The sequence below is a fragment of the Nocardia jejuensis NBRC 103114 genome, from assembly GCF_001613145.1.
In the GTDB taxonomy this organism is placed as follows: Bacteria; Actinomycetota; Actinomycetes; order Mycobacteriales; family Mycobacteriaceae; genus Nocardia; species Nocardia jejuensis.
This window is the reverse complement of the sequence record NZ_BDBU01000028.1, coordinates 1-23,463: the sequence shown is the minus strand read 5'-3', so window position 1 is coordinate 23,463 and position 23,463 is coordinate 1. Positions and strand designations below refer to the sequence as shown.

The following is a 23,463-nucleotide window of genomic DNA, read 5'->3' as shown; positions in this document are numbered from 1 at the left end:
CGACACGGGTAGTGGGCGAGCGCGCGATCAGCCCCGGCCAGGCTCGATCTCGCCGAGGAACTTCTCCATGCGCGCGGTGATCTCGTCCGCGAACTCTCCGTTGATGGCGTGCGAGGCCTCCGGCCACACCTCCAACTGCGCATTCGGCACAAGCTTGCGCGCGCGAGCGATGATCCGCCGGGAATTGTGCACGATGCTGCGGCCCGCGTAGATGCCGAGGAACGGTACGTCGATTCCCGAAAGCTGTTCCCGCGAAGGCTTTGTCGTCACCGGCAGATACGCCGCGAAATCCCGCATGCCCGAGGCGATCAGCTTGCCCTCCGGCTCGTCCTGCGGTGTCTCGGCCCCGCCTGCGACCCAGCTGAGCAGCCTGTTCCGCCATTTCTCCGGCATGCCCGGCAGCACCGAGCCCAGCGACACCGTGATCATCTTCCAGCTCACGCCGCCGAAGACGAAGGGCGCGTCCAGAATCGAGAGCGACGCCACCCGTTCCGGATGACGCACAGCCAGATTCACCGCCGACCAGCCGCCGATCGACACCCCCAGCACGTGCACCGGTCCCGGCTCCAGCGCCCGCAGACATTCGGCCAGCCACGCGGCCTGATCGGCGGCATCGGTGAGCGGCTCGGACTGCACGCTCAACCCCGGCTCACCCAGCAGATCAAGCGTGATCACCGGCCGGAGCGTGAGCAGGCCGGGCAGATTCGCCCGCCACAGCGGCGTCGCGGACTGCCGCCCGGGCAGCAGTACCAGCGGTGTGCCGGTCGCGGCACCGAAACGGTAGGCGCGCACGGTGCCGAACCTGGTCGGTACGTCCCGGAACTCGTGCGGCGGCGGCAGCAGATCGAATCCCGCCTGATAGGCGCTGCGATAGCGCCGATACCCGGCGATCTCACGGAAGTAGCCGATCCGCTTGCCCTTCCACGCGGATCCCACATTGGCTTCGGGGTACTCGAGGGTCGTCACCGCTACAGCATCCCCCGCTGATCGGTGCGCGATCAACGAGCCGATTCGTTCGATCGCATCGGGGTACTCGCTGAGCGGGAGTGATCGGAGTTCGGTCACCCGCGCGTCGCTCGGAGCACCGGTGTCCGAGGAGCGCAGGAATTCGCCGGCGTGGGAGGTGAGGGGGTTCGCCGTGCGAGATCCGGCGAATGTTGTCCCTACGGTTGCTGAACTGGTTCGTACCAGTTGGTGATACGGTTCGCTGTGACGCCGACAACTCAGGTCTCGCCCCGAGATCCAGAGCATTCCCGGGGCAGGACCAGCGTTTCTGTCTGCCGGGCTCATGCGAAGGCGAAACACCTGGCGCCGGGCTGTCTGCTTTTCGACGAATCAGTGGCCGCCCAGCGCCGAACTGCATTGTTGCCGAGAAGCCAGACATAGGAGAAACAGTGGCGCTATCGGACCGCGGCCTGTTCCGCACCAAGTCGGTGGAGCAATCCATCCAGGACACCGATGAACCGGACTCGAAACTCCGCAAGGACCTCACCTCCGTGGACCTGACGGTCTTCGGTGTCGCCGTGGTGGTCGGCGCGGGCATCTTCACCCTGACCGCGCGCACCGCCGGCAATCTCGCCGGACCCGCTGTCTCCCTGGCCTTCGTCTTCGCGGCCGTGGCCTGCGGCCTGGCCGCGCTCTGCTACGCCGAATTCGCCTCCACCCTCCCGGTGGCCGGCAGCGCGTACACCTTCTCCTACGCCACCTTCGGTGAGATCGTCGCCTGGATCATCGGCTGGGACCTCGTGCTCGAGTTCGCCCTCGGCACCTCCGTCGTCGCCAAGGGGTGGTCGCAGTACCTCGGCGTGGTGATGGGCGGGCATCAGCCGATCTGGCATATCGGTTCCATCAAATTCGATTGGGGCGCGGTACTTCTCATCGCCATCCTGACCGTGCTGCTGGCAGCGGGCACCAAGCTGTCCTCCCGGGTCTCGGCCGTCGCGGTCGCCATCAAGCTGGCCATCATCGCGCTGGTGCTCGTCGTCGGCCTGAAGTACTTCAAGGTCGACAACCTGAAGCCGTTCATCCCGGAATCGGTGCCCGGCACCGACGACGGCACCGGCAAGCTGCATCAGACGCTGTTCTCGCTCGTCACCGGCAGCGGCCACAGCACTTTCGGCTGGTACGGCCTGCTGGCCGCGGCCTCGATCGTGTTCTTCGCCTTCATCGGCTTCGACGTCGTCGCCACCGCCGCCGAGGAGACCAAGGACCCGCAGCGCAATGTGCCGCGCGGCATCCTGGGCTCGCTGGCCATCGTGACCGTGCTGTACGTCGCGGTCTCGCTGGTGCTGACCGGAATGGTGTCCTACAAGGATCTGCAGGGCGAGGACGCCACGCTCGCCACGGCCTTCGCCATCAACGGCGTCACCTGGGCCAAGAACGTGATCTCCATCGGTGCGCTGGCCGGTCTGACCACCGTCGTCATGGTGTTGTTCCTCGGCCAGACCCGCGTGCTGTTCGCCATGGCCCGCGACGGACTGATGCCGCGCAAGCTCGCGCACACCGGGTCCAAGGGCACGCCGGTGCGGATCACCGTCATCGTCGGATTCATCTGCGCCCTGCTGGCCGGATTCGTCGAATTCGGCACCCTGGAGGAAATGGTCAATATCGGCACGCTGTTCGCGTTCGTGCTGGTCTCGGTCGGCGTGCTGGTGCTGCGCCGGACCCGGCCGGATCTGAAGCGCGGATTCCGGGTGCCGCTGGTTCCGTTCGTGCCGATCCTGGCCGTGCTGGCCTGTGCGTGGCTGATGTTCAACCTCTCGGTGGAGACCTGGCTGCGATTCATCATCTGGATGGCGCTGGGCATGGTCGTGTATTTCGCCTACGGTCGCCGGCATTCGCTGCTGGGCCGGGCCGAGGAGCCCACGGACGCAGCGGCGGCCACGAACGCGGCGAAGCCCACGAACGCGGCGAAGCCCACGAACTCCGAGTGACGCGGTAGCTGATCGGGTGCTGCAGTTCGATACCGGTGGTGTGTCGGGACGGCGCGACCTCACGGAGTGATGTTCAATTGCTCTGAATAGTGAGAGTTGTGCCACAAGTTCCGCCCAGCGCCATCTCAGCACCCGAGAGGAACCGATCGTGAGCATGCTCCTCGCCGTGCACGACGCGTACACGCACGTGATCGCGCAGATCGGCAACCCGACGCCGGAGACCCCGCCCGTCGCGGACAAGCTGATGAAATTGGTCCGATACTTCACCTGGTTCACCATGCTGTCCGGCGTCACCGCCATCACGTACGGCGGCGGCCGGTTCGCGTGGGAGAAGTGGAGCGGAGGCGGTCTCGAATCGCCGAAGATGGTGGCCGGAGCCATGATCGGCGGCGCCACCGCCACCAGCGCCGGAACCATCATGAACGCTGTGATCGGCAGCTAGTCCGCAGGCTCCGCGCCATCGGCATCCGATTCGGGCGCCGATGGCGGGTGCGCATGCGCTTCGATGGTTTCTCGGCGCGAAGGCCCGCGATCCGCACGGATCGCGGGCCTTCGTGTGTGCCGGTCCGGCCTAGCCCTGCGCGAGCATGCGGTTCATCCGGTCGATCTCGGACTGCTGTGCGGCCACGATCGCCTGAGCCAGCGCCTTGGACTCGGGGTTCGTTCCGGCGGCGAGTTCGGTGTTCGCCATGCCGATCGCACCCCGGTGGTGCTCGATCATCATCGTCATCCAGAGGCGATCGAAGTCGGGGCCGGACAGGGATTCGAGCGTGCTCATCCGCTCGTCCGTCATCATGCCCGGCATGCCCTCGTGGCCGCCCATGGTGGGATTCGGGGCGGGTTTGCCGAAAGATTGCAACAGGCTGGTTATCTGCGCCATCTCCGGGGACTGGGCCTGCTCCACGCTCGAGGCGAGGGCGATGAGTTCGGCGTTCTGCGAGCGGCTCGAGACCAGCTTCGCCATCTCGACGGCCTGGGCGTGATGGGGATACATCATCTGCAGGAAGGTCACGTCGGCGTCGTTGAAATCGGAGCGGGCGGTGGGCTGCGACGACGCGCCATGATTCATGCCGGGCATCTCCGCGACGGTGGTGGTGGAGGTCGTGGCCGGGCTCGACGAATCGTCGCTGCCACAGCCCGCGGCGATCAGCGCCACGGCGGAGGTCGCGGCGACGACGGCGAGCTTGATGGGGGTGGTGAACATGGGTGTACTCCTCGGTGATTACCGCTGAATCCGGGAATGGGCATGCGAGAGCCCACGGGGTGTAGGTGAAATGCCGCGTGCGCGTGAGGAATACGCGACGCGGAGACCCCCGTCAGATTCGGAGAATCGCCAATTCGGCCAGGGAGAGCACCGTCCAAGGAGGTGGGCGGGCGCGATGCGGTCGCCACTGCCGCGGCGTCGCGGAGCTCGGGCCGTCGCGGTGGAATCCGGCCCAGCTGAGCAGCGCCAGGCCGAGGCCGAGCAGCAGCGCCGCGAGTACGAACACGCAACCGTGCAGACCCGCGTGAGAACCGCAGTCGGTGCCCGCGCAGGAGGCCATCGGATCGTGATCGCCGCCGGTGAGGGTCGCGGTCACCGTCGCCGCAGGGTGTAGAGCGACACCGGTCAGGGCGGTGATGAAGCTCGTCACCCGATGGTCGGATTCGGTCGACGCTGCCGGGAGGAGCGGCGAAGCGGCTGCTCGGTGGTCGGGTTCGGCCAGGATTGTCGCCGTCGGCCGGTCCTGTGCGGCGGCGGTGTCCACGGTGCCGGACGGCATGGCCGACGCCGGGACATCTGCCGTCGAGAGAGCGGCCGGGTGGTGCTCGCCCGGGCCGTGGCTCATCGCCAGGACGACCGAGTGCATGAGCGCTATTCCGGCGAGCAGAGCGAACAGGCCGAACGCCCGGAGGTACCGGGTGCCGTTCCATCGCTGCTCGACCACGCGGCCAGTCTAGTGACCGGACTCCGGGCGGTTCCGATACCCCCTGCTGGTATCGGGTCGGGGTGGTCCGGGCGGGCCGGCCGATGTCATCGGGCGGGACGCGCCCGGCTCGCCGCCGCGAGGATCGACGGCGCTGGCGGTAGCGTGGCGGCCGTGTCACAGCGCGAACTGGTCATTTTGGGAACCGCCAGTCAAGTACCGACCAAGCAGCGCAACCACAATGGATATCTGTTGCGCTGGGATGGCGAGGGGATGCTCTTCGACCCGGGCGAGGGCACGCAGCGGCAGATGATCCACGCGGGAGTCTCGGCCACCGACATCACCCGCATCGGCATCACCCATTTCCACGGGGATCACAGCCTCGGGCTCGCGGGGGTCGTGCAGCGGATCAGCCTCGACCGGGTGCCGCATCCGGTGGACGTCTACTTTCCGGCGTCGGGCGAGCAGTACTACCACCGGCTGTGCAATTCCACCGCGTACCACCAGACCGCCGAGCTGCGCCCGCATCCGATCTCGGCGGAGGGGGAGCTGCCCGCGCCCGGAGCGCCGTTCACGGTGCGCACGGTGCCGCTCTCGCATCCGGTCGAAGCGTTCGGCTATCGCCTCGACGAATCCGACGGCCGGAGAATCATTCCGGAGCGACTACGCGAGCTCGGACTGTCGGGGCCGGTGGTGGGGCGGCTGCAGCGCGACGGTGAGGCCGAGGTCGACGGCCGCGTCGTCACCCTCGACGAGGTGAGCGAGCTGCGCCGGGGACAGAGCTTCGCGTTCGTCATGGATACCCGCCTCTGCGACGGCGTCCACGAACTCGCGGCGGGGGTGGACATGCTGGTCATCGAGGCCACGTTCCTGGATGCCGATACCCATCTCGCCACGGAGTTCGGGCATCTCACCGCAGGGGAGGCGGGGGAGGTCGCGGCGCGGGCGGGGGTGCGCACGCTGGTGCTGACCCATTTCTCGCAGCGCTACCGCACACTCGACGACCACATGAGCGAAGCGCGCGAACACTTCTCCGGGGAGATCGTCGTAGCGCACGACCTCATGCGGATCCCGGTGCCGCCGCGCCACTGAGCGAGTCGATGGGTGTCCGCCGGTCATAGCCCCGCGCCGTTCGGCCGCGTGAGCCAGAGATCGCCAGGCTCCCGACCGGCCTGTCGGACCCCGCGGCACGGCGAGCGCTGCCGACCGTGCGGTGTGCCGGGGTGCGAAGTTCGCCGCGACATTTCGGGTCCGGGCGGGTGCGGGCATGATGGACCGCATGGATGCGCACGAGGAACTCATCGCTCTTGCCGACCGGTACTGGGACGCCTTTCTGGAGGCCGCGCCCAGTGAGGCAACACTGTTGGGGGACAGGCGTTTCGACGATCGGATCGAGGATCTCTCGGCGGCGGCCGACGAGCGGGTGCTGGGCACCTGGCAGGGCTTGCTCGCCGAGGTCGACGCGCTCGATCCGGAACGGTTGTCCGCCGAGGATCGGGTCACTCGAAGTCTGCTGCGCACCGAGTTGAACGCCGCGGCGCAGCATCTGGAATGGCGCCCGGTCGAGCTGGCCTCGGACCAGATGACCGGCGTGCACGCCGGGCTGCTCACCATGGCACCGCAGCTCAACGCGCCCGAGCCCGAGAACGCGCTGGCGCTGGTGCGGCGCTACCGGCAGTTCGGCGAGCTCATGGCACAGGCAACAGATCGATTCCGGGCGGGCCTGGGGTCGGGTCGCACGCCCGCGCGCATCACCATCGAGCGCTCGCTCAATCAGCTCGACGGGTATCTGGCGTCGGACCTCGCTGAGGATCCGTTCACCACCTTCGCCGGTCCGGCGGGCTGGGACGGCGAATCCGCCTGGCGCGCAGACCTGGCCGAGGTGGCGCGCGAGGTCATCCGGCCCGCCTTCGCCGCCTACCGCGGCGTGCTGGCGGAGGAACTGCTGCCCGCCGCCCGGCCCGACGAACAGCCCGGACTGTGCTGGCTCGGCGACGACGGAGCGGACATCTATCGTCGGCTCCTGCACCAGCACACCACCCTGCCCGACCTGGGCGCGGACGAGATCCACCGGCTGGGCCTGAGCGAACTCGAGAAACTGAGTGCCGAGTACGCCGAGGTCGGCTCCCGGCTGTTCGGTGCGTCGGAACTCGGGGTGATCTTCGCTCGGCTCCGCGAGGATCCGGACCTGCACTACGGCGACGGCGAGGAGATCATGTCCGACGCCCGTGACTGCCTCGCCGCGGCGCAGGCGGAAATGGGCAACTGGTTCGGCCGGTTGCCGCGTGAATCCTGCGACATCCTGCCGGTCCCGGAGTTCCTGGCGGCGGATGCCCCTGCGGCGTACTACTTTCCGCCCGCGGCCGACGGTTCCCGACCGGGCGCGTACTACGTCAACCTGCACGAACCCAAGGGCCGCAACCGCTACGAGACCGCCTCGGTCGCCTATCACGAGGCCATTCCCGGGCATCACCTGCAGCTCACCATCGCCAACGAGCTCGACCATCTCCCCAGTTTTCAGCGAATGTCGTTCTCCAACACCGCGTTCGTGGAGGGCTGGGCGCTCTACACCGAGCGCCTCGCCGACGAAATGGGTTTGTACCCGGACGATCTCGCGCGGATCGGCATGCTGGCCGCGGACTCCTGGCGGTCCTGCCGCCTGGTGGTGGACACCGGTCTGCATGCCAAGGGTTGGTCCCGGCAGCAGGCGATCGACTTCATGGTCGCCAATGCCCCGGTCGGCATCACGGAGATTCGCACCGAGGTGGATCGCTATATCGCCATGCCCGGTCAGGCGGTCGCCTACAAGGTCGGGCAGTTGGAGATCCGCCGCCAGCGGGCCGCCGCCGAACAGCGGCTGGGTTCCGCGTTCGATATCAAGGCATTCCACGACGTCGTGCTCGGTTCCGGTTCGGTGAGCCTTCCGGTGCTGCGGGAGCTGGCCGCCACTCTCTGATGGCTGCCCGGTCTCGGTGGGCCAGGAGCGCCGGGGTTTCCGTTGCCGGAATAGCTACCCCTACGCTGCGTTCGACTCATTTGTTGAGTTGAGCTAACGAAAGGGGTTGCCGGTGACGGCCACCGAGGCGAAGTCGTCCATCGGCCTGCGCTCCGAGCGCGGGCCGATCCTGGCGGCCATCATGCTGGCGACCTCACTGGTGGCGCTGGACTCCACCATCATCGCGACCGCCGTGCTGACCATCACCGATCAGCTCGGTGGTTTCGCGCAGTTCCCCTGGCTGTTCAGCATCTATCTGCTGGCCCAGGCGGTCACCGTCCCGATCTACGGCAAGCTGGCCGACATGATGGGCCGTAAACCCGTCATGCTCTTCGGAATAGCGGTCTTCGCGCTCGGTTCACTGCTGTGCGGATTGGCCACCAGCATGCCCGCGCTCATCGCCTTCCGCGCCGTGCAGGGCATCGGAGCCGGGGCGGTCGGGCCGATGTCCATCACCATCGCCGGGGACATCTACACGATCGAGGAGCGCGCCAAGGTGCAGGCGTACCTGGCCGGTGTGTGGGCGATGTCCTCGGTGCTCGGGCCGCTGCTGGGCGGGGTGTTCTCCGAATACGTCAGTTGGCGCTGGATCTTTCTGGTGAACCTGCCGCTGGCCGCGTTCGCCGCCTGGATGATCCTGCGCAAGTTCATCGAAAGCGCTCCCCGCCAACGGCATCGGATCGATTTCCTCGGCGCGGGACTGCTCACGGTCGGCGCGGGCGCGTTGATTCTCGCGCTGCTGGAGGGCGGGCAGGCCTGGGCGTGGGGCTCGCTGCCGAGTATCGCCCTGTTCGCGGGCGGTGGGCTGATGCTGATCCTGTTCGGCCTCGTGGAGCGTCGCGCGGTGAATCCGATTCTGCCGCTGTGGGTTCTGACCCGGCGCGTTCTGGTCGCGAGCAGCCTGGTGTCGCTGCTGGTCGGCGCGGTGCTGCTCGGTCTCACCTCGTACGTGCCGACCTTCGCGCAGGGCGTGCTGGGCAGTGGTGCGCTGGTCGCGGGGCTCACCGTCGGTGCGCTCACCATGGGCTGGCCGGTCTCGGCGTCGCAGGCCGGAAAGGTGTATCTGCGCATCGGGTTCCGCGCCACCGCTCTGATCGGCAGTGTGCTCGCCACCCTGGGCGCGTCCTCGCTCATTCTCGTGAATTCCGGAGCTTCGCTGCTGCAATTGGCCGCGAGTTGTTTCGTCATCGGCATGGGAATGGGGCTCGTCGCGAGTCCGACGCTGATCGCCGCGCAATCGAGCGCCGAATGGTCCGAGCGGGGCGTGGTCACCTCCACCAATATGTTCGCCCGCAATATCGGCAGCGCGGTCGGCGTCGCCGTCTTCGGGGCACTGGTCAATTCGCGGGTGGGCGGGCAGGGGCATCCCGATCCGGAAGCGCTGGCCTCGGCGGTGCATCTGGTTTTCATCGGAGTCGCGCTCATGGCGGCGGTCATGGTCGGCGCTTCGGCGATGATGCCGCGCCGCGCCGGCTGACGATTGGTTTGCGGGCGGCTCCGAAACCGATAGCGCGAATTCTCGGCAAACATTCCCGGTCGCAGCTAATTTGCGAGCTCTGCGGCCGTGGCCGGGCATTCGTCTAGAAAACCTGTCGGCGACGGCCGTACTCGTTTTCCTGCAAATTTCTTTCCGCTGTGCAGCGACCGGCCGACTACGACTATGTGGCAATGATCTAGCACACTGTAGGTGTGCTTGAGGTCGAGGACGTGCTGAGTCGATTGCGGCGGTATCCGGATGTGGAGGCGGTGAATCTTTATGCGGTCGATGCCGCCGATCGTCTGATGCTCGATGTCGCGGCAGATTCCCTCGCCGCGGCCGGGGACGGACGGGTGGCGGTGATCGACGACGGATACGGGGCCCTGACCCTGGGTGCGATCGCGGCGCACGATCTGCACGGCGTGCGCGTGCATCAGGATCTGCTCACCGGCGAGCTGGCATTGGCCAACAATGCCCGCGTGCTCGGGCTGGCCGATCGGTTCACCGAGCACGAGCTCGGCCCGCAGCTGCTCGAGAACGTCCGGGTGGTGCTGTGGCGCTTGCCGCGCGCGCTGTCCGGACTCGCCGAGACCGCCGAGTCCATTGCCCGGTACGCCGCAGCGGATGTCGAGGTGTTCGCGGGCGGTCGCGACAAGTACCTGACGCCCGCCATGAACGAGGTGCTCGCGGAATCCTTCGGTTCGGTGCGCGCCAGCCGCGGTCGTCAGAAGTCGCGGACCCTGCTCGCCTCGGAGCCGAAAACGATTGGGGATCCGCGCTTTCCGATGCGGAACCGGCTGGAGGAACCCGAACTCGAGGTGGTGGCGCACGGTGCGGCCTTCTCGGGCCCGCGCCTGGATATCGGCACCCGCTTCCTGCTGGACTACCTGCGGCGGATGAAGCCCGACGCCCGCGATGCCATCGACCTGGGTTGCGGCACCGGCATTCTCGCGGTGGCGCTGGCCAAATCGCGGCCCGGCATCCACGTCACCGCGACCGATCAGTCCGCGGCGGCGGTGGCCTCCGCGCGTGCCACCGCCGAGGTGAACGAGGTGTCGGATCGGGTGCTGGTGCTGCGTGACGACGCCATGTCCAACTCCCCGGACAACAGTGCCGATCTGGTGCTGTGCAATCCGCCGTTCCATGTCGGGGCGGCCGTGCACACCGGGTCGGCCATCAAGATGTTCCAGCAGGCCGGTCGGGTGCTGCGTCCCGGCGGGGAGCTGTGGACGGTCTACAACACTCATCTCAACTACCGCGGCGTGATGGAGCGCATGGTCGGCAAGACCGACATCATGGGGCGCAATCGCAAGTTCACCGTCACCCGGTCGGTGCGCGGTCTGCACGACGTTTCCAGCCCGGACGAGAGCGACTGACAGGCCGACCAGCACAATGGAAAGCATGGGACGAATCGATCTGCGCATCTTCACCGAGCCTCAGCAGGGCGCTTCCTACGACACCCTGCTGAGCGTCGCCAAGGCGACCGAGGACCTCGGCTACGACGCCTTCTTCCGCTCCGACCACTACCTGGCCATGGGCGGAGCGGACGGCCTGCCCGGCCCGACCGACGCCTGGATCACCCTCGCGGGCCTGGCCCGAGAGACCAGCCGTATCCGACTGGGCACGCTGGTCACCGCCGCGACCTTCCGGCACCCCGGATCGCTCGCCATCCAGGTGGCTCAGGTGGATGCCATGTCCGGTGGCCGCGTCGACTTCGGTTTCGGTGCGGGCTGGTACGAGGCCGAGCACACCGCCTACGGCATTCCCTTCCCGGCCGACAAGTTCCCCCGTTACGAGGAGCAGCTGGCCATCCTCACCGGGCTGTGGAGTACGCCGCTCGGTGAGACCTTCTCCTTCTCCGGCGAGCACTACACGCTGACCGACTCGCCCGCCCTGCCCAAGCCGGTGCAGCCGAAGATCCCGGTGCTGATCGGTGGCACCGGTCCCAAGCGCACCCCGCGGCTGGCGGCCCGCTATGCCGATGAGTTCAACGCCCCCTTCCAGTCCGCGGAGGCCAGCGCCGATCTGTTCGAGCGAGTTCGCCGCGCCGCCAAGGACATCGGGCGCGGGCCGGAGGAGATCACCTTCTCCAACGCGCTCGTGGCGTGTGTCGGCGCGACCGATGCCGACGTGGCCCGACGGGCCGCCGCCATCGGGCGCGAGGTGGACGAGCTCGCGTCCAATGGGCTCGCGGGAAGTCCGGACGCGGTGGTCGCCAAGCTCGCCCACTACGCCGAGACCGCGGGAACCACCCGTGTGTATCTCCAGATCCTGGACCTCGCCGATCTCGATCATCTGGAACTCATCGCCGACAAGGTCATGAGCCAACTGGGCTGAGCTGGACTGTCGGTTGCCCGGCGCCCTTCGGTGCCGGGCAGCTCATTCCGTGGGCGTTCGGTGTGGACGACCGCGAGGATTCGACGAATTCGGGTCCGCCGAAGTTTTCGAACTTTCCACGACAGTGGATGTCGAGAACCGTGCGGCGGCTCCGTCCCAGAGGCAGACGCGGCGCCACGGCCGCCCACACCGGAGGAGATCAGACATGGCGATCCAGCGAATGGACAATGCCCTCATCGTCGTCGAAGACCTGGACGCGGTCATCGCGTTCTTCGTCGAACTGGGCATGGAACTCGAAGGCAAGGGGCCACTCGAGTGGCAGGGCGCCGAGCGCGTCATCGGCCTCGAGAACGTCCGCCAGGATGTGGCCATGCTGCGCATCCCCGGGGCCACCGGCGGCATCGAATTGGCGAAATTCCATGCACCGCAACCCATCACGCCCGAGCCCAAGGACGCCCCCGCCAATACCCTCGGTCTGCGCCGAGTCATGTTCGCGGTCGACGACATCGACGACGTCGTCGCCCGCCTGCGTGCCCACGGCGCCGAATTGGTCGGCGAGCTGGTTCAGTTCGAGAACATCTACCGCCTCTGCTACGTCCGGGGCCCCGAGGGGATCGTCGTCGGCCTCGCCGAACAGCTCAACTGAGCGGTTTCCGCGCGCGAGGCGTCGCGGACGAAGGTGGGCAGGCGCTCGGACTGATCGTAATCATCTGCGGCCCAATCGTTTTCGTCGGCCGAGGCGCGCCTGTCTTTGCGCTCACGGGTTCGGCGGCATGTCCGAGGTACACAAGGCTCGGCCGATACGCGCCTCCCGAAAACGCCGAGTCCCCGCCCGGGTGTCGGGCGGGGACTCGGCGTACTTTCGCCTCACCGCCGCGTGAATCCACGGTGGTGGCCGGAGCTCATCGGGTGCCGTCGTGCACCCACTTGAACCCACTGGCGCCGGTATTGACGCAGATGACCGGTTCTCCGGTGTTCACGTCCCACGTCGGATGCATCGCCTCGCTGCGAGGGCACGAGGTGTGCACAATCGGCGTCGCCGATGCGGACGCCGCCCCCGCCGAACCGATCAATGCCGCCGCGATGACCCCACCGATCACGGCCGCGCTGTTAAGTACCTTCACTGTGTTCTCCCCTCGTAGACCGACAAGATCACTCTGCACGCAAGGTGTTAACGAAACCTTGCGGTTCACTTGTCGATGGTTCACCCTACGTCGTCGATGACGCAGCGATCGAGGTGCCGAAGCGGGAGAGGGAGATTTACGGTGCTGCTGGTCCCAGGGCGATCCAGTAGCAACCTGTTTCGAGACAAGCCTGCGGTCACGGAGGACTCGGGAGTCGCGCGCTACTGCAGGGGTGTTCGAGATCGCTTGTGGCAGTTGGCGACACCGTATGCCGACTATGTCGACGCCGTGCGTTCCGATTGGTGACGCAGGGTTTTCGCTACGGGCGTGAAGCGCTGGGGGGGGGAGCGTTTCGGAGATTCGGCGTAGAGCCGGACTATCGGGTCGGCAGCTTGTCGACCGCGTAGGCGGGCACGAGTCCGAGGTCGATGACCATGCCGCCGAGGAGGTCGAGTGCGTCTCGTGCGGCGTCGTCGAGTTCATCGAGGTCCTCGTCTTCGGCCGGCCACCCGTCCGCCCCCACCGGGCGAAGTCCAGTTGCGCTGTGGACGAATGACATCGGCCCCTCGGTCCGGGCAGCGGCCATCTTCTGTTGATCGAACGGGTCCGCGGGCGGCATTCGGTCGATCTCGGTCCCACTCATTGCGCCGCCGCCGGGACGCGGTTGTACACCTTGCCGGTGTCCACGGCGATGACGTCGGCGACCTCGAGGATCTCCTTCGGGATGCCGTGTTCGAAGTGGCCGATGCTGGGCACGACGATCGCGGCGGCGTGTGTTCTGTCGATCGCTACGCGCAGTCGGCGCACCTTCTCCTCGATGCCCGAGTTGAAAACGATGGTCTTGCGGAAGTCGTACTTCAATTTCGTTGCGAGATTACGGATCTGGGCCTCGTCCCATGGCTGGCGCATGCCCGACAGATCACTGCGAAGGTAACCAATTGCGGCCTTCATGGGCCCACCCTTCGGGGCTGTGGTGTGGTTTTGACGTTCTGGATGCCGGAGCGTCGCCGACCAGGGGAGTCGGGGTTGTGGACACAAGCCCGGGGGAGGCGACGCGTCCTGCTCCGCGGGGATCTGTGCTACCTGATATCCGGGAGCAACTCAGCGGTCGGCGGAACGACGAGCGTCGGCGGCAAGAGCGCTCGAGTCTGTGTCGCGGTCATGGAGGAAACCTCCTGAGCTGAACGGTGTGTGGTGAGTGCGTCCCGGTATCGGGCGCTGCGCACAAGGGTCGGTCCTGGCGATGAGGCAACACAATGTCCCTTCCGCTTCAGGTCAGCGGAAGGGACATTCGTGGGATGTGTTCGCTCAGTACTCGAGTTTGATGGCGCTTGCCAGTTCGCGCATATCCGTAGTCAGCGTGCGCCGTTTGCTGACGATCTTTCCGAGGATGTCGCGGGAGTATCGCTGCTGTACAAGCCATTCCGGCGCGGTGCGTTGTACGAAGCGAACCTCTTCGAGGGCGTCGCTGTACCGGCCGAGTTGGACGTGCGCGTTAGCTACATCGAGGCGATGTCGCATTCTGCTGGCCCCGGTGGGCTCGATCATCGGCGCGGGAATCTTGGCGGCGATCGCCAGTGTCTTCTCGGGTTCGCCTGCGATTACATGTGATTCGGCGGAAATGTAGGACACCTCCAGCGGTCCGAAAGTCCTTCCGAGCAGCCGCTCCACATAGACATCACGACCGATCCGCGCTGCGGCGGCTCGTGCCATCGACAGTGCGTCCTCGACCTCGCCCGGCTGGTTGTCGCGCACTGCCGCGTTCGCGATCTTCAGCCACAGCCGGCCCCACATCGCGACCGTCTGCAGGTTCGCCCGTGAGAATCGCGGCTCGATGTCATCGGCCCATCGCACAGCCATCGACCGGGCATCGTCCAATCGCCCTTGTCGCAACAGCGCCCAGAGCCTCGTGTCGATCGCGGTCGCTGCTTCGACGTGGCTTTGCGCGGCATCGACGGCCCGTGTCAGCACCAGATCGGCGTCCTCGAATTGCCGAGTCTGCGACAGCAGGGAAGCCACCATGTTGAGCATGCGGAACCGGATGGCCCGAGGCTCTTCGAGACTTTCGACATCGTGGATCAACCCCGGCAGCAATGTCGTCACTCGACGGTACTGATCCGAACTGATCAGTGCTTGAACTGTCACCAGGGTCGCTTGCAGCCCCTCGGCAGTGGCAGGTTCGTCGTAGTCCGAAGGCCCGCTCGTATTGCCGAACAGCGCCGCCCGGACCGGTTGCCAATCGGCTTCGGTATCACTGTCCGGATTCTCGTAGTCGGGCTGCTCCTGCAACTGCGATGTTCTGATGTTCATCGCGACAGCGAAGGCCCGTAGCGTCTCCAGTCGTGGGTCGTACTCGCCTTGCTCGATCTTCTTGATCTGAGACAGCGAGACCTTCGACGCGTCGGCCAGCTGTCGTTGCGTCAGGGCTGCCCGCTTCCGGGCGTTCTTCAGCCGCTCGCCGACAACCACGCTCATGACCCCACGCTACGACTCTTCGCTTCGTGCGTACAGCGAATCCGGCTTCGGTTCAGATGTGGCTGGGCTGCCGACAATTCTCTGCCGCAACGATTTCCGGCAGGTCGGTGAGGTTGTGGATCTTCCAGTCGGACAGGTTCGCGACGCGTGGGTCGTCGTGCTGGATCCAACCCCACGGCCCGCGTTGGATGAACGCGGTGCGCATGCCTACTCGCTTCGCGGGCGCGATGTCGTTGTCGAGCCGGTCGCCGACGTAGACGATCTGGGCGGCGTCATACGGCGCGACTTCGACGATCTTTTCGAAGAAGGCATGCGACGGTTTCGCGACACCCCAGTCATCCGATGTCGCAACGAAATCGGTGGGCAGTTTCAGGCTGCGCAGAATCCGGCCTGATGCGACGGTCTGGTTGCCGACTATGCCGACCCAGATTCCCTGGTCGCGGAGATTCGACAGCGCTGGTCTGACGTCGGGGTACAGGTCTTCCTCGGCATAGGTTTCCGGTTGCCCGGCCTGTGCCCGAGCGTCGCGTTCGTGCGTGAGATCGAATCCGGGGCGGAAGACCTGGAACGCTTCGCGGTAGTCCTTCCCCTGGGCGATCGTCGCGCCGAAGACCGAGACGAAGGTGTGCCGGGGCACCCCGAGCCAATCCGCCCACGTTCCGTACTCGCGGGTCTCGTCCACGAGTGTTTCTCCGACATCGAACACGACAGCCCCGATCATGGGCCATACGGTACTGCGGGCGGTGGACGGGCGCTCGCATTCTCGGCGTCGCTGGTAAAGGTCGGGTAAAGTCCGATTGGTCTGTTCCGGGAACTCGTGAGGGGCCCGGGGCGTTGTCTCGCTAGAACGAGGCCACGACCAAGTGAGCCGCGACTCCAGAAAGGGACGCACAGTGCGCTCCACATCAAACCCGGTTTTCCGGAACCTGCAACCGCAGCAGCAGGGCGGCGGTTACGCCGGCTTCGGCTCGGCAGCAGCTGGAGCCGGACAGTTCGCAAACCAATACGGTCAGCAGCCGCCGCAGTACCCGCCGTACGGCGGTCAGCAGCAGCCGCCGATTCCGGCCACCCGGCCCATGACGATCGACGACGTCGTCACCAAGACCGGTATCACGCTCGGTGTGGTCACGGTGGCGGGCATTCTGTCCTATGCGTTGACCTCGGCCAACCACAATCTCGCACCGCTGTTCGTGATCGGCGGCGGCCTGATCGGGTTCATCCTGGTCATGGTCGCGAGTTTCGGTCGCAAGCAGGACAATCCGGCGATCGTGCTCAGCTACGCGGCGTTCGAGGGCCTGTTCCTCGGTGCGCTGTCGTACATGTTCACCGGCGTCGAATTCGGTGGCGTCGGCGGCGCGGGGCTCATCGCCCAGGCCGTGCTCGGCACCTTCGGCGTGTTCTTCGGCATGCTCGTGGTCTACAAGACCGGAGCCATCCGCGTCACCCCGCGCCTGACCCGCATGATCATCGGCGCGCTCATCGGCGCGGTCGTGCTGGCGCTGGGCAATATGGTCGCCATGCTGTTCACCACTGACGGCTTCGGCCTGCGGTCCGGCGGCACCATCGCCATCATCTTCAGCCTCGTCATGATCGGCATCGCGGCGTTCAGCTTCCTGCTGGACTTCGACGCCGCCGATCAGCTCATCCGCGCGGGAGCGCCGGAGAAGGCGGCCTGGGGCGTGGCACTGGGTCTGACCGTCACGCTGGTCTGGCTGTACGTCGAGATCCTGCGACTGCTGTCGTACTTCCAGAACGATTAGTAGACAGCCGCTTTCGCGGCTGAGAAGTTCTCGGGGGACTGCCCCCGAGGCCCCGGTTACGGGGAACCGCAACTGTCGAATGGGCGGGCATCGGAATCCGGTGCCCGCCCATTCGCGTTCATGCAAGCAGTCTGTAGCCAACCTGCAGGTTCATCGTTCGTGGCCGGCCACCCCCTTCAGCACATCGGTGGAGACGTGGTCCTTGCCGCAGTCCTCGGCGATGATCGCCACGCTGGCCGAGTTATCGGTGCGCAGGGGCAGGATCGCCTGGTAGGCGGGGGAGGCGTACCAGTCCAAAGCCGCCTGATAGTCCGGGAATTCGATGACGACGATATTGGCCCCGGCGGGTCCCTCGGTCACCGTCTGCCGGCCGCCGTGCACGAGGAACCTGCCGTCGAACGGCCGCAGCGTCCCGTCGATGCGTTCGAGGTACTCCACGATGTCGGCATTGAGATCCAGGTCGTGGATGTGGGCGATGGCGTAACCGGGCATTTCGAGCTCCTCGTCGAGTACTGCGTTGCTGCCCTTGATGTTTCCCCGCCACGAGAATGAAGTCGATTACCTATCAGGTAATACGAAGTACGGCCCCCACTCCGAAGAGTGGGGGCCGTACCTATCGCGAGAGTGAGGGGTTACCTCAGCTGAGGCGCTCGATGATCATCGCCATGCCCTGGCCGCCACCCACACACATGGTCTCCAGGCCGAACTGCTTGTCCTGGGTCTGCAGGTTGTTGATCAGGGTCGCGGTGATGCGCGCGCCGGTCATGCCGAACGGGTGGCCCAGCGCGATCGCGCCACCGGAGATGTTCAGCTTGTCCTCGTCCAGCTTCAGGGCCCGGGCCGAGCCCAGAACCTGCACCGCGAACGCCTCGTTGATCTCGTACAGGTCGAGATCGCCGACGGCCAGGTTGGCGTTGCCGAGAGCCTTCTTGACCGCCTCGATCGGGCCCAGGCCCATGATCTCGGGGGACAGGCCGGACACGCCGGTGGACACGATGCGCGCGAGCGGGGTCAGGCCCAGCTCCTTGGCCTTGGTGTCGCTCATGACGACGAGCGCCGCGGCGCCGTCGTTCAGCGGGCAGGCATTACCGGCGGTGATGGTGCCATCCGGGCGGAAGACCGGCTTGAGCTGCGATATCTTCTCGTAGGAGGTGCCGGCGCGCGGGCCGTCGTCGGTGCTGACGACGGTGCCGTCGGGCAGGGTGACCGGGGTGATCTCGCGAGCGAAGAAGCCGGACTTGATGGCCTCCTCGGCGCGGTTCTGCGAGCGCACGCCCCAGTGGTCCTGGTCCTCACGCGAGATGCCGGTGAACTGCGCGACGTTCTCGGCGGTCTGGCCCATGGAGATGTAGACGTCCGGCAGGATGCCCGCCTCGCGCGGATCGGTCCACACGTCCGAGCCCGCCTCGGAGCGCGCGGCGGTGCGGGCCTCGGCCTCGGCGAAGAAACCGTTGTGGGTGTCGGGCCAGCCGTCGGCGGTGCCCTTCGGGAAGCGCGACACGGTCTCGACGCCCGCGGAGATGAACACATCGCCCTCGCCCGCCTTGATGGCGTGGAACGCCATCCGGGTGGTCTGCAGCGAGGAGGAGCAGTACCGGTTCAGGGTGACACCGGGCATGAAGTCGTAGCCCAGCTGCACGGCCACGGCGCGCGCCATATTGAAGCCGGCCTCGCCCGCGGGCTGACCGTTGCCCAGCATCAGGTCGTCGACCAGGCGGGGATCGAGCGCGGGAACCTTGTCCAGCGCGGCGCGGACCATCTGAGCCGCCAGATCGTCCGGGCGCATGCTGACGAGCGAGCCCTTTCCGGCGCGGCCGATCGGTGAGCGGGCGTACGAAACGATTACGGCCTCAGCCATGAGGACTCCTTCAGTGCAGGGGTGAACCTCTTCGAATTTACGACGGGTGTGTCGAGGGTCAAACATCCGGTATGCCGGTATCCCAGTGACTGAACTGTGGGATTGCCCTCATGCCCAGGCCACAGAGGGTTGCTAGCCGATGTCTTCCGGATCCGGCGCGGGTTCCAGCCCGGGCGCGAGACCCTCGGGCGGAGTCGGCCGGGGCGCGGGAGCGGCGGCCTGCGAGGGCACCTCGAACGAGCCGCGCTGCGGGATATTGGCCGTATCGGTGAAGATGCTGACCTCGATGTGCCCCGGCCCGGTGTCCTGGAACCGGGCGTACTGGATGCTGCCGTAGATGCCCGAGACCACGGTTTCCCGATATTCGCCGACCGCTCCGGTGTTCATGTTGCGCCAGGCGACGGTGATCCCGGTTTCGCACAGCGGCGCGAAACTCCACTCACCCGGACCCACTCCCACGATCGGGAGCGATTTCACATTCACGATGGCCCGGCCCGGCCATTCGGGGCTGGTCTCGGCCCAGGTGCGAATGCTCGCGCCGCAGATGCCGTCCCGGAACATGCTCGGCACCTGGGGAAATTCGAAGTTCTGGGCCGAGCAGGGTGCGGCCGTGGTGAGCGTGGTGGCGGCGGCGAGACCCCCGAACAGCAGGGCGGTTCGTGCGCGCGAGGGCGTCCTCATGCGCCGATGGTAATTTCCGCCGACGGTGAGATGCCCTACGTGCGCGCAAGCCCCCATCTCCTTTCTGCAACGATGAGGGGTATGCGCATCGCTAACCATGTCGTCGATCTGATCGGAAACACCCCGCTCGTTCGGTTGAACTCCGTGGCGGGTCCGAACTCGGGACTGGTGGCGGCGAAGGTCGAATACCTGAACCCGGGCGGCAGCTCGAAGGACCGCATCGCCGTCAAGATGATCGACGCCGCCGAGCAGGCCGGGCTGCTGAAGCCCGGCGGCACCATCGTCGAGCCGACCTCCGGTAACACCGGTGTGGGTCTGGCCCTGGTCGCGCAGCAGCGCGGCTACAAGTGCGTCTTCGTCTGCCCGGACAAGGTCAGCGAGGACAAGCGCAACGTGCTGCGCGCCTACGGCGCCGAGGTCGTGGTCTGCCCGACCGCGGTCGCGCCGGAGGACCCGGACAGCTACTACAACGTCTCCGATCGCCTCGTGCGCGAGATCGACGGCGCGTGGAAGCCGAACCAGTACTCCAACCCCGGCGGCCCGGAATCGCATTACGAGACAACCGGTCCCGAGATCTGGCGCGACACCGACGGCAAGGTCACGCACTTCGTGGCGGGCGTCGGCACCGGCGGCACCATCTCCGGCACCGGCCGCTACCTCAAGGAGGTGTCCGGCGGCAAGGTCAAGGTCATCGGCGCGGATCCGGAAGGCTCGGTGTACTCCGGCGGCACCGGTCGCCCGTATCTGGTCGAGGGTGTCGGTGAGGACTTCTGGCCGACCGCCTACGACGCCTCCATCCCGGACGAGATCATCGCGGTCTCGGACGCCGACTCGTTCGAGATGACCCGCCGCCTGGCCCGCGAGGAGGGCCTGCTGGTCGGTGGCTCCTGCGGTATGGCCGTGGTCGCGGCGCTCAAGGTCGCCGAGCGCGATCCGGACGCGGTCGTGGTCGTGCTGCTGCCCGACGGTGGCCGCGGCTACCTCTCGAAGATCTTCAACGACCAGTGGATGAGCTCCTACGGCTTCCTGCGCTCGCGTCTGGACGGGTCCACCGACGAGGTGCACGTGGGTGACGTGCTGCGCGGCAAGTCGGGCGAGCTGCCCGCTCTGGTGCACACCCACCCGCAGGAGACCCTGCGCGACGCCATCGAGATCCTGCGCGAGTACGGCGTCTCGCAGATGCCGGTCGTCGGTGCGGAGCCGCCGATCATGGCGGGCGAGGTCGCGGGCAGCGTGACCGAGCGGGATCTGCTCTCGGCGGTGTTCGAGGGTCGCGCCAAGCTCACCGATTCGGTGGCGACGCACATGAGCCCCGCCTTCCCGCTGATCGGTTCGGGAGAGCCGGTGTCGGCGGCGACCAAGCTGCTCGAGCACACCGACGCGCTCATGGTGGTCGACGACGGCAAGCCGGTCGGCGTCATCACCCGCCACGATCTGCTGGGCTTCCTGAGCGACGGAACGCTCGCATAGTCGTCACAGTCGCATAACCGCCCGCCCGGACCTCGGTCCCGGCGGGCGGTTCGCTGTGCGGGGTCGGCCGTGGCCCCGACCGGCGGTCTGCGAGCTCGGCCGCTCGAATCACACGGAGGTGATTTGTGGCCTCTCCCATGGCAATTCGGATCTGCCTCGTAGATCACACCATCCGCGCGTGCCGGGATAACTGCGTCGTTACTATCTGTTAATGGTTGTCGAGCACGATCAGCTCGTATGAACCGAAGACAGGCCTTCACCTGGGTGGCTTTGTCGGCCGCGGTGCTGGCCGGTGCGGCGCTGCTCGATCGCGTCGGATTCCCCGCGCCGCAGATGATCCTGGCCATCGTGGTCGGGGCCGCGCTGGCCATGACGGGGCGGCTCCCGAAACCCCTTCCCAAGCAGGTGAATACGGCCGTGCAGGGCATGCTCGGGGTGCTCATGGGCAGCTATCTGCAGGTGTCGCTGCTGACCTCGATCGGTCTGGATCTGCTGCCCGTGCTGGCCGTGACCGCCGCTACAATCGTGGTGAGCGTCGCCGTCGCACTGGTGTTCGCGCGGGCCGCGAAGGTCGATGTCCCGACCGCGACCCTGGGTTTGCTGGCCGGTGGTTCGGCCGCGGTGGTCGCGGCCGCCGACGAGCTCGACGCCGATCCGCGGCGGGTGGCCTTCATGCAGTATCTGCGCGTGGCGCTGGTCGCCCTCAGCGCACCCGCCATCGCCGCGGTGCTGGACGATGAAGAGGGAATCTCTTACAGCACAGCAACTCTCGGTGGTTCGGTCACCGATCCGTCGCTGCCCTACTGGATGATCGTCGGCCGCGGCGATCAGGTGGCGGGCATCTCCACGGCGATCATGCTGTGCGTGGTGGGAGTGTGGCTCGGCCGCCGCATCGGGCTACCCAACGCGGCGTTGCTGGGGCCGATGTTGGTCACCGCCGTGCTCACCGCGGCCGGTGTCAGTCACGGCTACGCGCCGACGCATCTGTTCAAGGATCTGTTGTTCGTGCTGATCGGTTTCGAGGTCGGTTCCCGGTTCACCCGCGCGGTGGTGCGTGAGATGGCGCGCATGATTCCCGGCATGGCCGTGGCGGTGCTCGCGCTGTCCGGGGCGGTGGCCGCGATGGCGCTGGGGCTGGCCTACTTCGTCGACCTGGAGATGTCGGATCTCTATCTGGCCACCACGCCCGGCGGGATCAACGCCGTGCTCGCCACGGCTGACAAGATGAACGCGAATCTGCCCCTGATCACCAGCGTGCAGACCATCCGGCTGTTGCTGATGATGTTCACGCTGCCGCTGCTCATGCGCCTGTTGCGCCGGTTCTCCGTGCCGCGCGCGCTCCCGGCGGGCGTGGTCGCCGAACTGCCCTGAGAGTGCGGGCGGCGGAGTCCGGGCTCCGGCTGTGCGAGTCGCGGTCCGGCTGTGCGGCACACCGGCATTTCGGCGAGGGTCGATACGGCCGCCTCAGTTGCCTCCTGACGCGATTCTGGAGCCTGGCGGACCTCCCCTGGGGTCGATCGGGTCGCCGCCGCGCTCGCGTGGGTGCGACAGCCCGGTGGCGGTTCCTCAGGGCTCGCGGGATGTACGCGCCGCGGCCTCGAGTGCTCGAATCGGCGCCGTGAAATGGGGAAATCCGCCGCTGACGTCGGTGTAACGGGTTGGCCGGTAGGTGGAGTATCGCGGCCGGTAACCGATAACAGGGCTTTGACCTGGGAATATGCTTATCACTGTAGTATCACGGTGACCGGCGAAATGATCTAGAACACGGTTGCCGGAAGATCGCTTGGGTAACGCGAAACGCCGAAAAAACGCGCATTCCGGGTATATCGCAATAACCGAGCTAAATTCTTCTGTGATCTGAAGCACTTTGTGTTTCGAATTGAATCGCCAGGTCAGGGCTTGTATTAATGCAGGTCCAGGCATCGCCGGGCGAGCCAGTTCACCTTGTGTTCATCTTTGGTTAAGGCTGTGTTAAATGAGCGCTATCAAGCTGTGACCTTGTAGGAAACAGACCCAAAGTCTGGATGACGCGAGGAGATGTGAACTCACATGCGGAACGTGATCACCACACCGGTGGAATGAGGTCCCGCGGCCCGAAGTGGTCGTGAACGTCCCGCAACTCTCCCGAGAGCGTCGAATTCCTTTGACCCGTAACGGGTCTCACAACAGCAACGCACTCCAGCCCCAGCGCAACGGTGAACGCCGTCCGGCGTTCGCGTGACAAAGCGCTGCCTCCTTCAGGCCTGGGAGCCCGAAACCGAACAGGAATCCAACTTCGCCATGCCCACGAACACACTGACTGCCCTGAGTGACCCTGCCAGACGTAGCAAGGTGGTTGCCGCCGCCCGTACTGCGGGCACCGCCGCCCTCGCGCTCGGCGTCTTCGGGTCCATCATCACCGCCGCCGGTGCTGCCACGGGCGATGTCCGCCCGGCCGCCGTCCAGG

At 66.5% G+C, this 23,463-nt stretch carries 22 protein-coding genes; 11 read left to right on the top strand and 11 right to left on the bottom strand.

Features of this window, described 5'->3' with window-relative positions; translation table 11 throughout:
- Window positions 1-27 precede the first annotated feature (27 nt).
- Complete coding sequence (locus NJ1_RS22870) at window positions 28-966, bottom strand: alpha/beta fold hydrolase (protein ID WP_067697995.1); 939 nt, start codon at window positions 964-966, stop codon at window positions 28-30.
- 428 nt (window positions 967-1,394) lie between these two features.
- On the opposite strand from NJ1_RS22870, the gene NJ1_RS22865 reads away from it, so the two are divergent.
- A complete protein-coding gene (locus NJ1_RS22865) occupies window positions 1,395-2,933 on the top strand; it encodes an APC family permease (RefSeq protein ID WP_084478639.1) in 1,539 nt (512 codons plus the stop codon).
- A gap of 154 nt (window positions 2,934-3,087) precedes the next feature.
- Entirely contained in the window at window positions 3,088-3,375 is a 288-nt protein-coding gene (locus tag NJ1_RS22860) for a hypothetical protein (protein ID WP_174557111.1), read from the top strand.
- A gap of 129 nt (window positions 3,376-3,504) precedes the next feature.
- Here NJ1_RS22860 and NJ1_RS22855 read toward each other — a convergent pair whose 3' ends face one another.
- On the bottom strand, window positions 3,505-4,137 hold the full coding sequence (locus NJ1_RS22855; RefSeq protein WP_067697771.1) for a DUF305 domain-containing protein: 633 nt from the start codon (window positions 4,135-4,137) through the stop codon (window positions 3,505-3,507).
- 112 nt (window positions 4,138-4,249) lie between these two features.
- Entirely contained in the window at window positions 4,250-4,861 is a 612-nt protein-coding gene (locus tag NJ1_RS22850; RefSeq protein ID WP_067697770.1) for a hypothetical protein, read from the bottom strand.
- A gap of 153 nt (window positions 4,862-5,014) precedes the next feature.
- Between NJ1_RS22850 and NJ1_RS22845 the strand changes: the two genes are divergently transcribed.
- The 6 genes from NJ1_RS22845 (at window position 5,015) to NJ1_RS22820 (ending at window position 12,295) form a co-directional block, all read left to right on the top strand.
- On the top strand, window positions 5,015-5,932 hold the full coding sequence (locus tag NJ1_RS22845; protein ID WP_067697993.1) for a ribonuclease Z: 918 nt from the start codon (window positions 5,015-5,017) through the stop codon (window positions 5,930-5,932).
- Window positions 5,933-6,119: 187 nt separating this feature from the next.
- Window positions 6,120-7,796 (top strand): DUF885 domain-containing protein, encoded by a 1,677-nt coding sequence (locus tag NJ1_RS22840; RefSeq protein ID WP_245717532.1) that lies wholly within the window; start codon window positions 6,120-6,122, stop codon window positions 7,794-7,796.
- A gap of 112 nt (window positions 7,797-7,908) precedes the next feature.
- The gene (locus NJ1_RS22835) at window positions 7,909-9,312 is read left to right on the top strand and encodes an MDR family MFS transporter (RefSeq protein ID WP_067697991.1); all 1,404 of its coding nucleotides are present in this window, start codon (window positions 7,909-7,911) and stop codon (window positions 9,310-9,312) included.
- 212 nt (window positions 9,313-9,524) lie between these two features.
- Window positions 9,525-10,688 carry a class I SAM-dependent methyltransferase gene (locus NJ1_RS22830; protein WP_067697767.1) on the top strand — a complete coding sequence of 388 codons (1,164 nt, stop codon included), beginning with the start codon at window positions 9,525-9,527 and terminating at the stop codon, window positions 10,686-10,688.
- Window positions 10,689-10,722: 34 nt separating this feature from the next.
- Window positions 10,723-11,649 carry an LLM class F420-dependent oxidoreductase gene (locus NJ1_RS22825; protein ID WP_218025251.1) on the top strand — a complete coding sequence of 309 codons (927 nt, stop codon included), beginning with the start codon at window positions 10,723-10,725 and terminating at the stop codon, window positions 11,647-11,649.
- A gap of 205 nt (window positions 11,650-11,854) precedes the next feature.
- Window positions 11,855-12,295, top strand: coding sequence for a VOC family protein (locus NJ1_RS22820; RefSeq protein ID WP_067697763.1), 441 nt, complete (start codon window positions 11,855-11,857; stop codon window positions 12,293-12,295).
- 256 nt (window positions 12,296-12,551) lie between these two features.
- Here NJ1_RS22820 and NJ1_RS22815 read toward each other — a convergent pair whose 3' ends face one another.
- The 5 genes from NJ1_RS22815 to NJ1_RS22795 all read right to left on the bottom strand — a co-directional run bounded on the left by NJ1_RS22815 (window position 12,552) and on the right by NJ1_RS22795 (window position 15,969).
- Window positions 12,552-12,773 (bottom strand): hypothetical protein, encoded by a 222-nt coding sequence (locus tag NJ1_RS22815; RefSeq protein ID WP_067697761.1) that lies wholly within the window; start codon window positions 12,771-12,773, stop codon window positions 12,552-12,554.
- Between the two features lie 376 nt (window positions 12,774-13,149).
- Window positions 13,150-13,416 (bottom strand): hypothetical protein, encoded by a 267-nt coding sequence (locus tag NJ1_RS22810; RefSeq protein ID WP_157574164.1) that lies wholly within the window; start codon window positions 13,414-13,416, stop codon window positions 13,150-13,152.
- Complete coding sequence (locus NJ1_RS22805) at window positions 13,413-13,724, bottom strand: hypothetical protein (protein WP_067697758.1); 312 nt, start codon at window positions 13,722-13,724, stop codon at window positions 13,413-13,415. Before NJ1_RS22805 ends, NJ1_RS22810 begins: the two co-directional genes overlap by 4 nt.
- A 357-nt stretch (window positions 13,725-14,081) precedes the next feature.
- Window positions 14,082-15,248, bottom strand: coding sequence for a helix-turn-helix domain-containing protein (locus NJ1_RS22800; RefSeq protein ID WP_067697757.1), 1,167 nt, complete (start codon window positions 15,246-15,248; stop codon window positions 14,082-14,084).
- A 52-nt stretch (window positions 15,249-15,300) separates the two neighbouring features.
- Window positions 15,301-15,969 carry an HAD family hydrolase gene (locus tag NJ1_RS22795; protein WP_067697756.1) on the bottom strand — a complete coding sequence of 223 codons (669 nt, stop codon included), beginning with the start codon at window positions 15,967-15,969 and terminating at the stop codon, window positions 15,301-15,303.
- Between the two features lie 172 nt (window positions 15,970-16,141).
- Here NJ1_RS22795 and NJ1_RS22790 point away from each other — a divergent pair, with 172 nt between their 5' ends.
- Window positions 16,142-17,008, top strand: a complete 867-nt coding sequence (locus NJ1_RS22790; RefSeq protein ID WP_067697755.1) for a Bax inhibitor-1/YccA family protein — start codon at window positions 16,142-16,144, stop codon at window positions 17,006-17,008.
- 150 nt (window positions 17,009-17,158) lie between these two features.
- On the opposite strand, the gene NJ1_RS22785 is transcribed toward NJ1_RS22790, so the two are convergent.
- From NJ1_RS22785 to NJ1_RS22775, 3 genes are all read right to left on the bottom strand, one after another.
- The gene (locus tag NJ1_RS22785; protein ID WP_067697754.1) at window positions 17,159-17,500 is read right to left on the bottom strand and encodes a DUF1330 domain-containing protein; all 342 of its coding nucleotides are present in this window, start codon (window positions 17,498-17,500) and stop codon (window positions 17,159-17,161) included.
- 145 nt (window positions 17,501-17,645) lie between these two features.
- Window positions 17,646-18,866, bottom strand: coding sequence for an acetyl-CoA C-acetyltransferase (locus tag NJ1_RS22780; protein WP_067697753.1), 1,221 nt, complete (start codon window positions 18,864-18,866; stop codon window positions 17,646-17,648).
- Between the two features lie 132 nt (window positions 18,867-18,998).
- The gene (locus NJ1_RS22775) at window positions 18,999-19,547 is read right to left on the bottom strand and encodes a hypothetical protein (RefSeq protein WP_067697745.1); all 549 of its coding nucleotides are present in this window, start codon (window positions 19,545-19,547) and stop codon (window positions 18,999-19,001) included.
- Window positions 19,548-19,628: 81 nt separating this feature from the next.
- Between NJ1_RS22775 and NJ1_RS22770 the strand changes: the two genes are divergently transcribed.
- Entirely contained in the window at window positions 19,629-21,017 is a 1,389-nt protein-coding gene (locus NJ1_RS22770) for a cystathionine beta-synthase (protein WP_067697743.1), read from the top strand.
- Window positions 21,018-21,254: 237 nt separating this feature from the next.
- Window positions 21,255-22,388 (top strand): AbrB family transcriptional regulator, encoded by a 1,134-nt coding sequence (locus tag NJ1_RS22765; protein ID WP_084478636.1) that lies wholly within the window; start codon window positions 21,255-21,257, stop codon window positions 22,386-22,388.
- Window positions 22,389-23,463 lie beyond the last annotated feature (1,075 nt).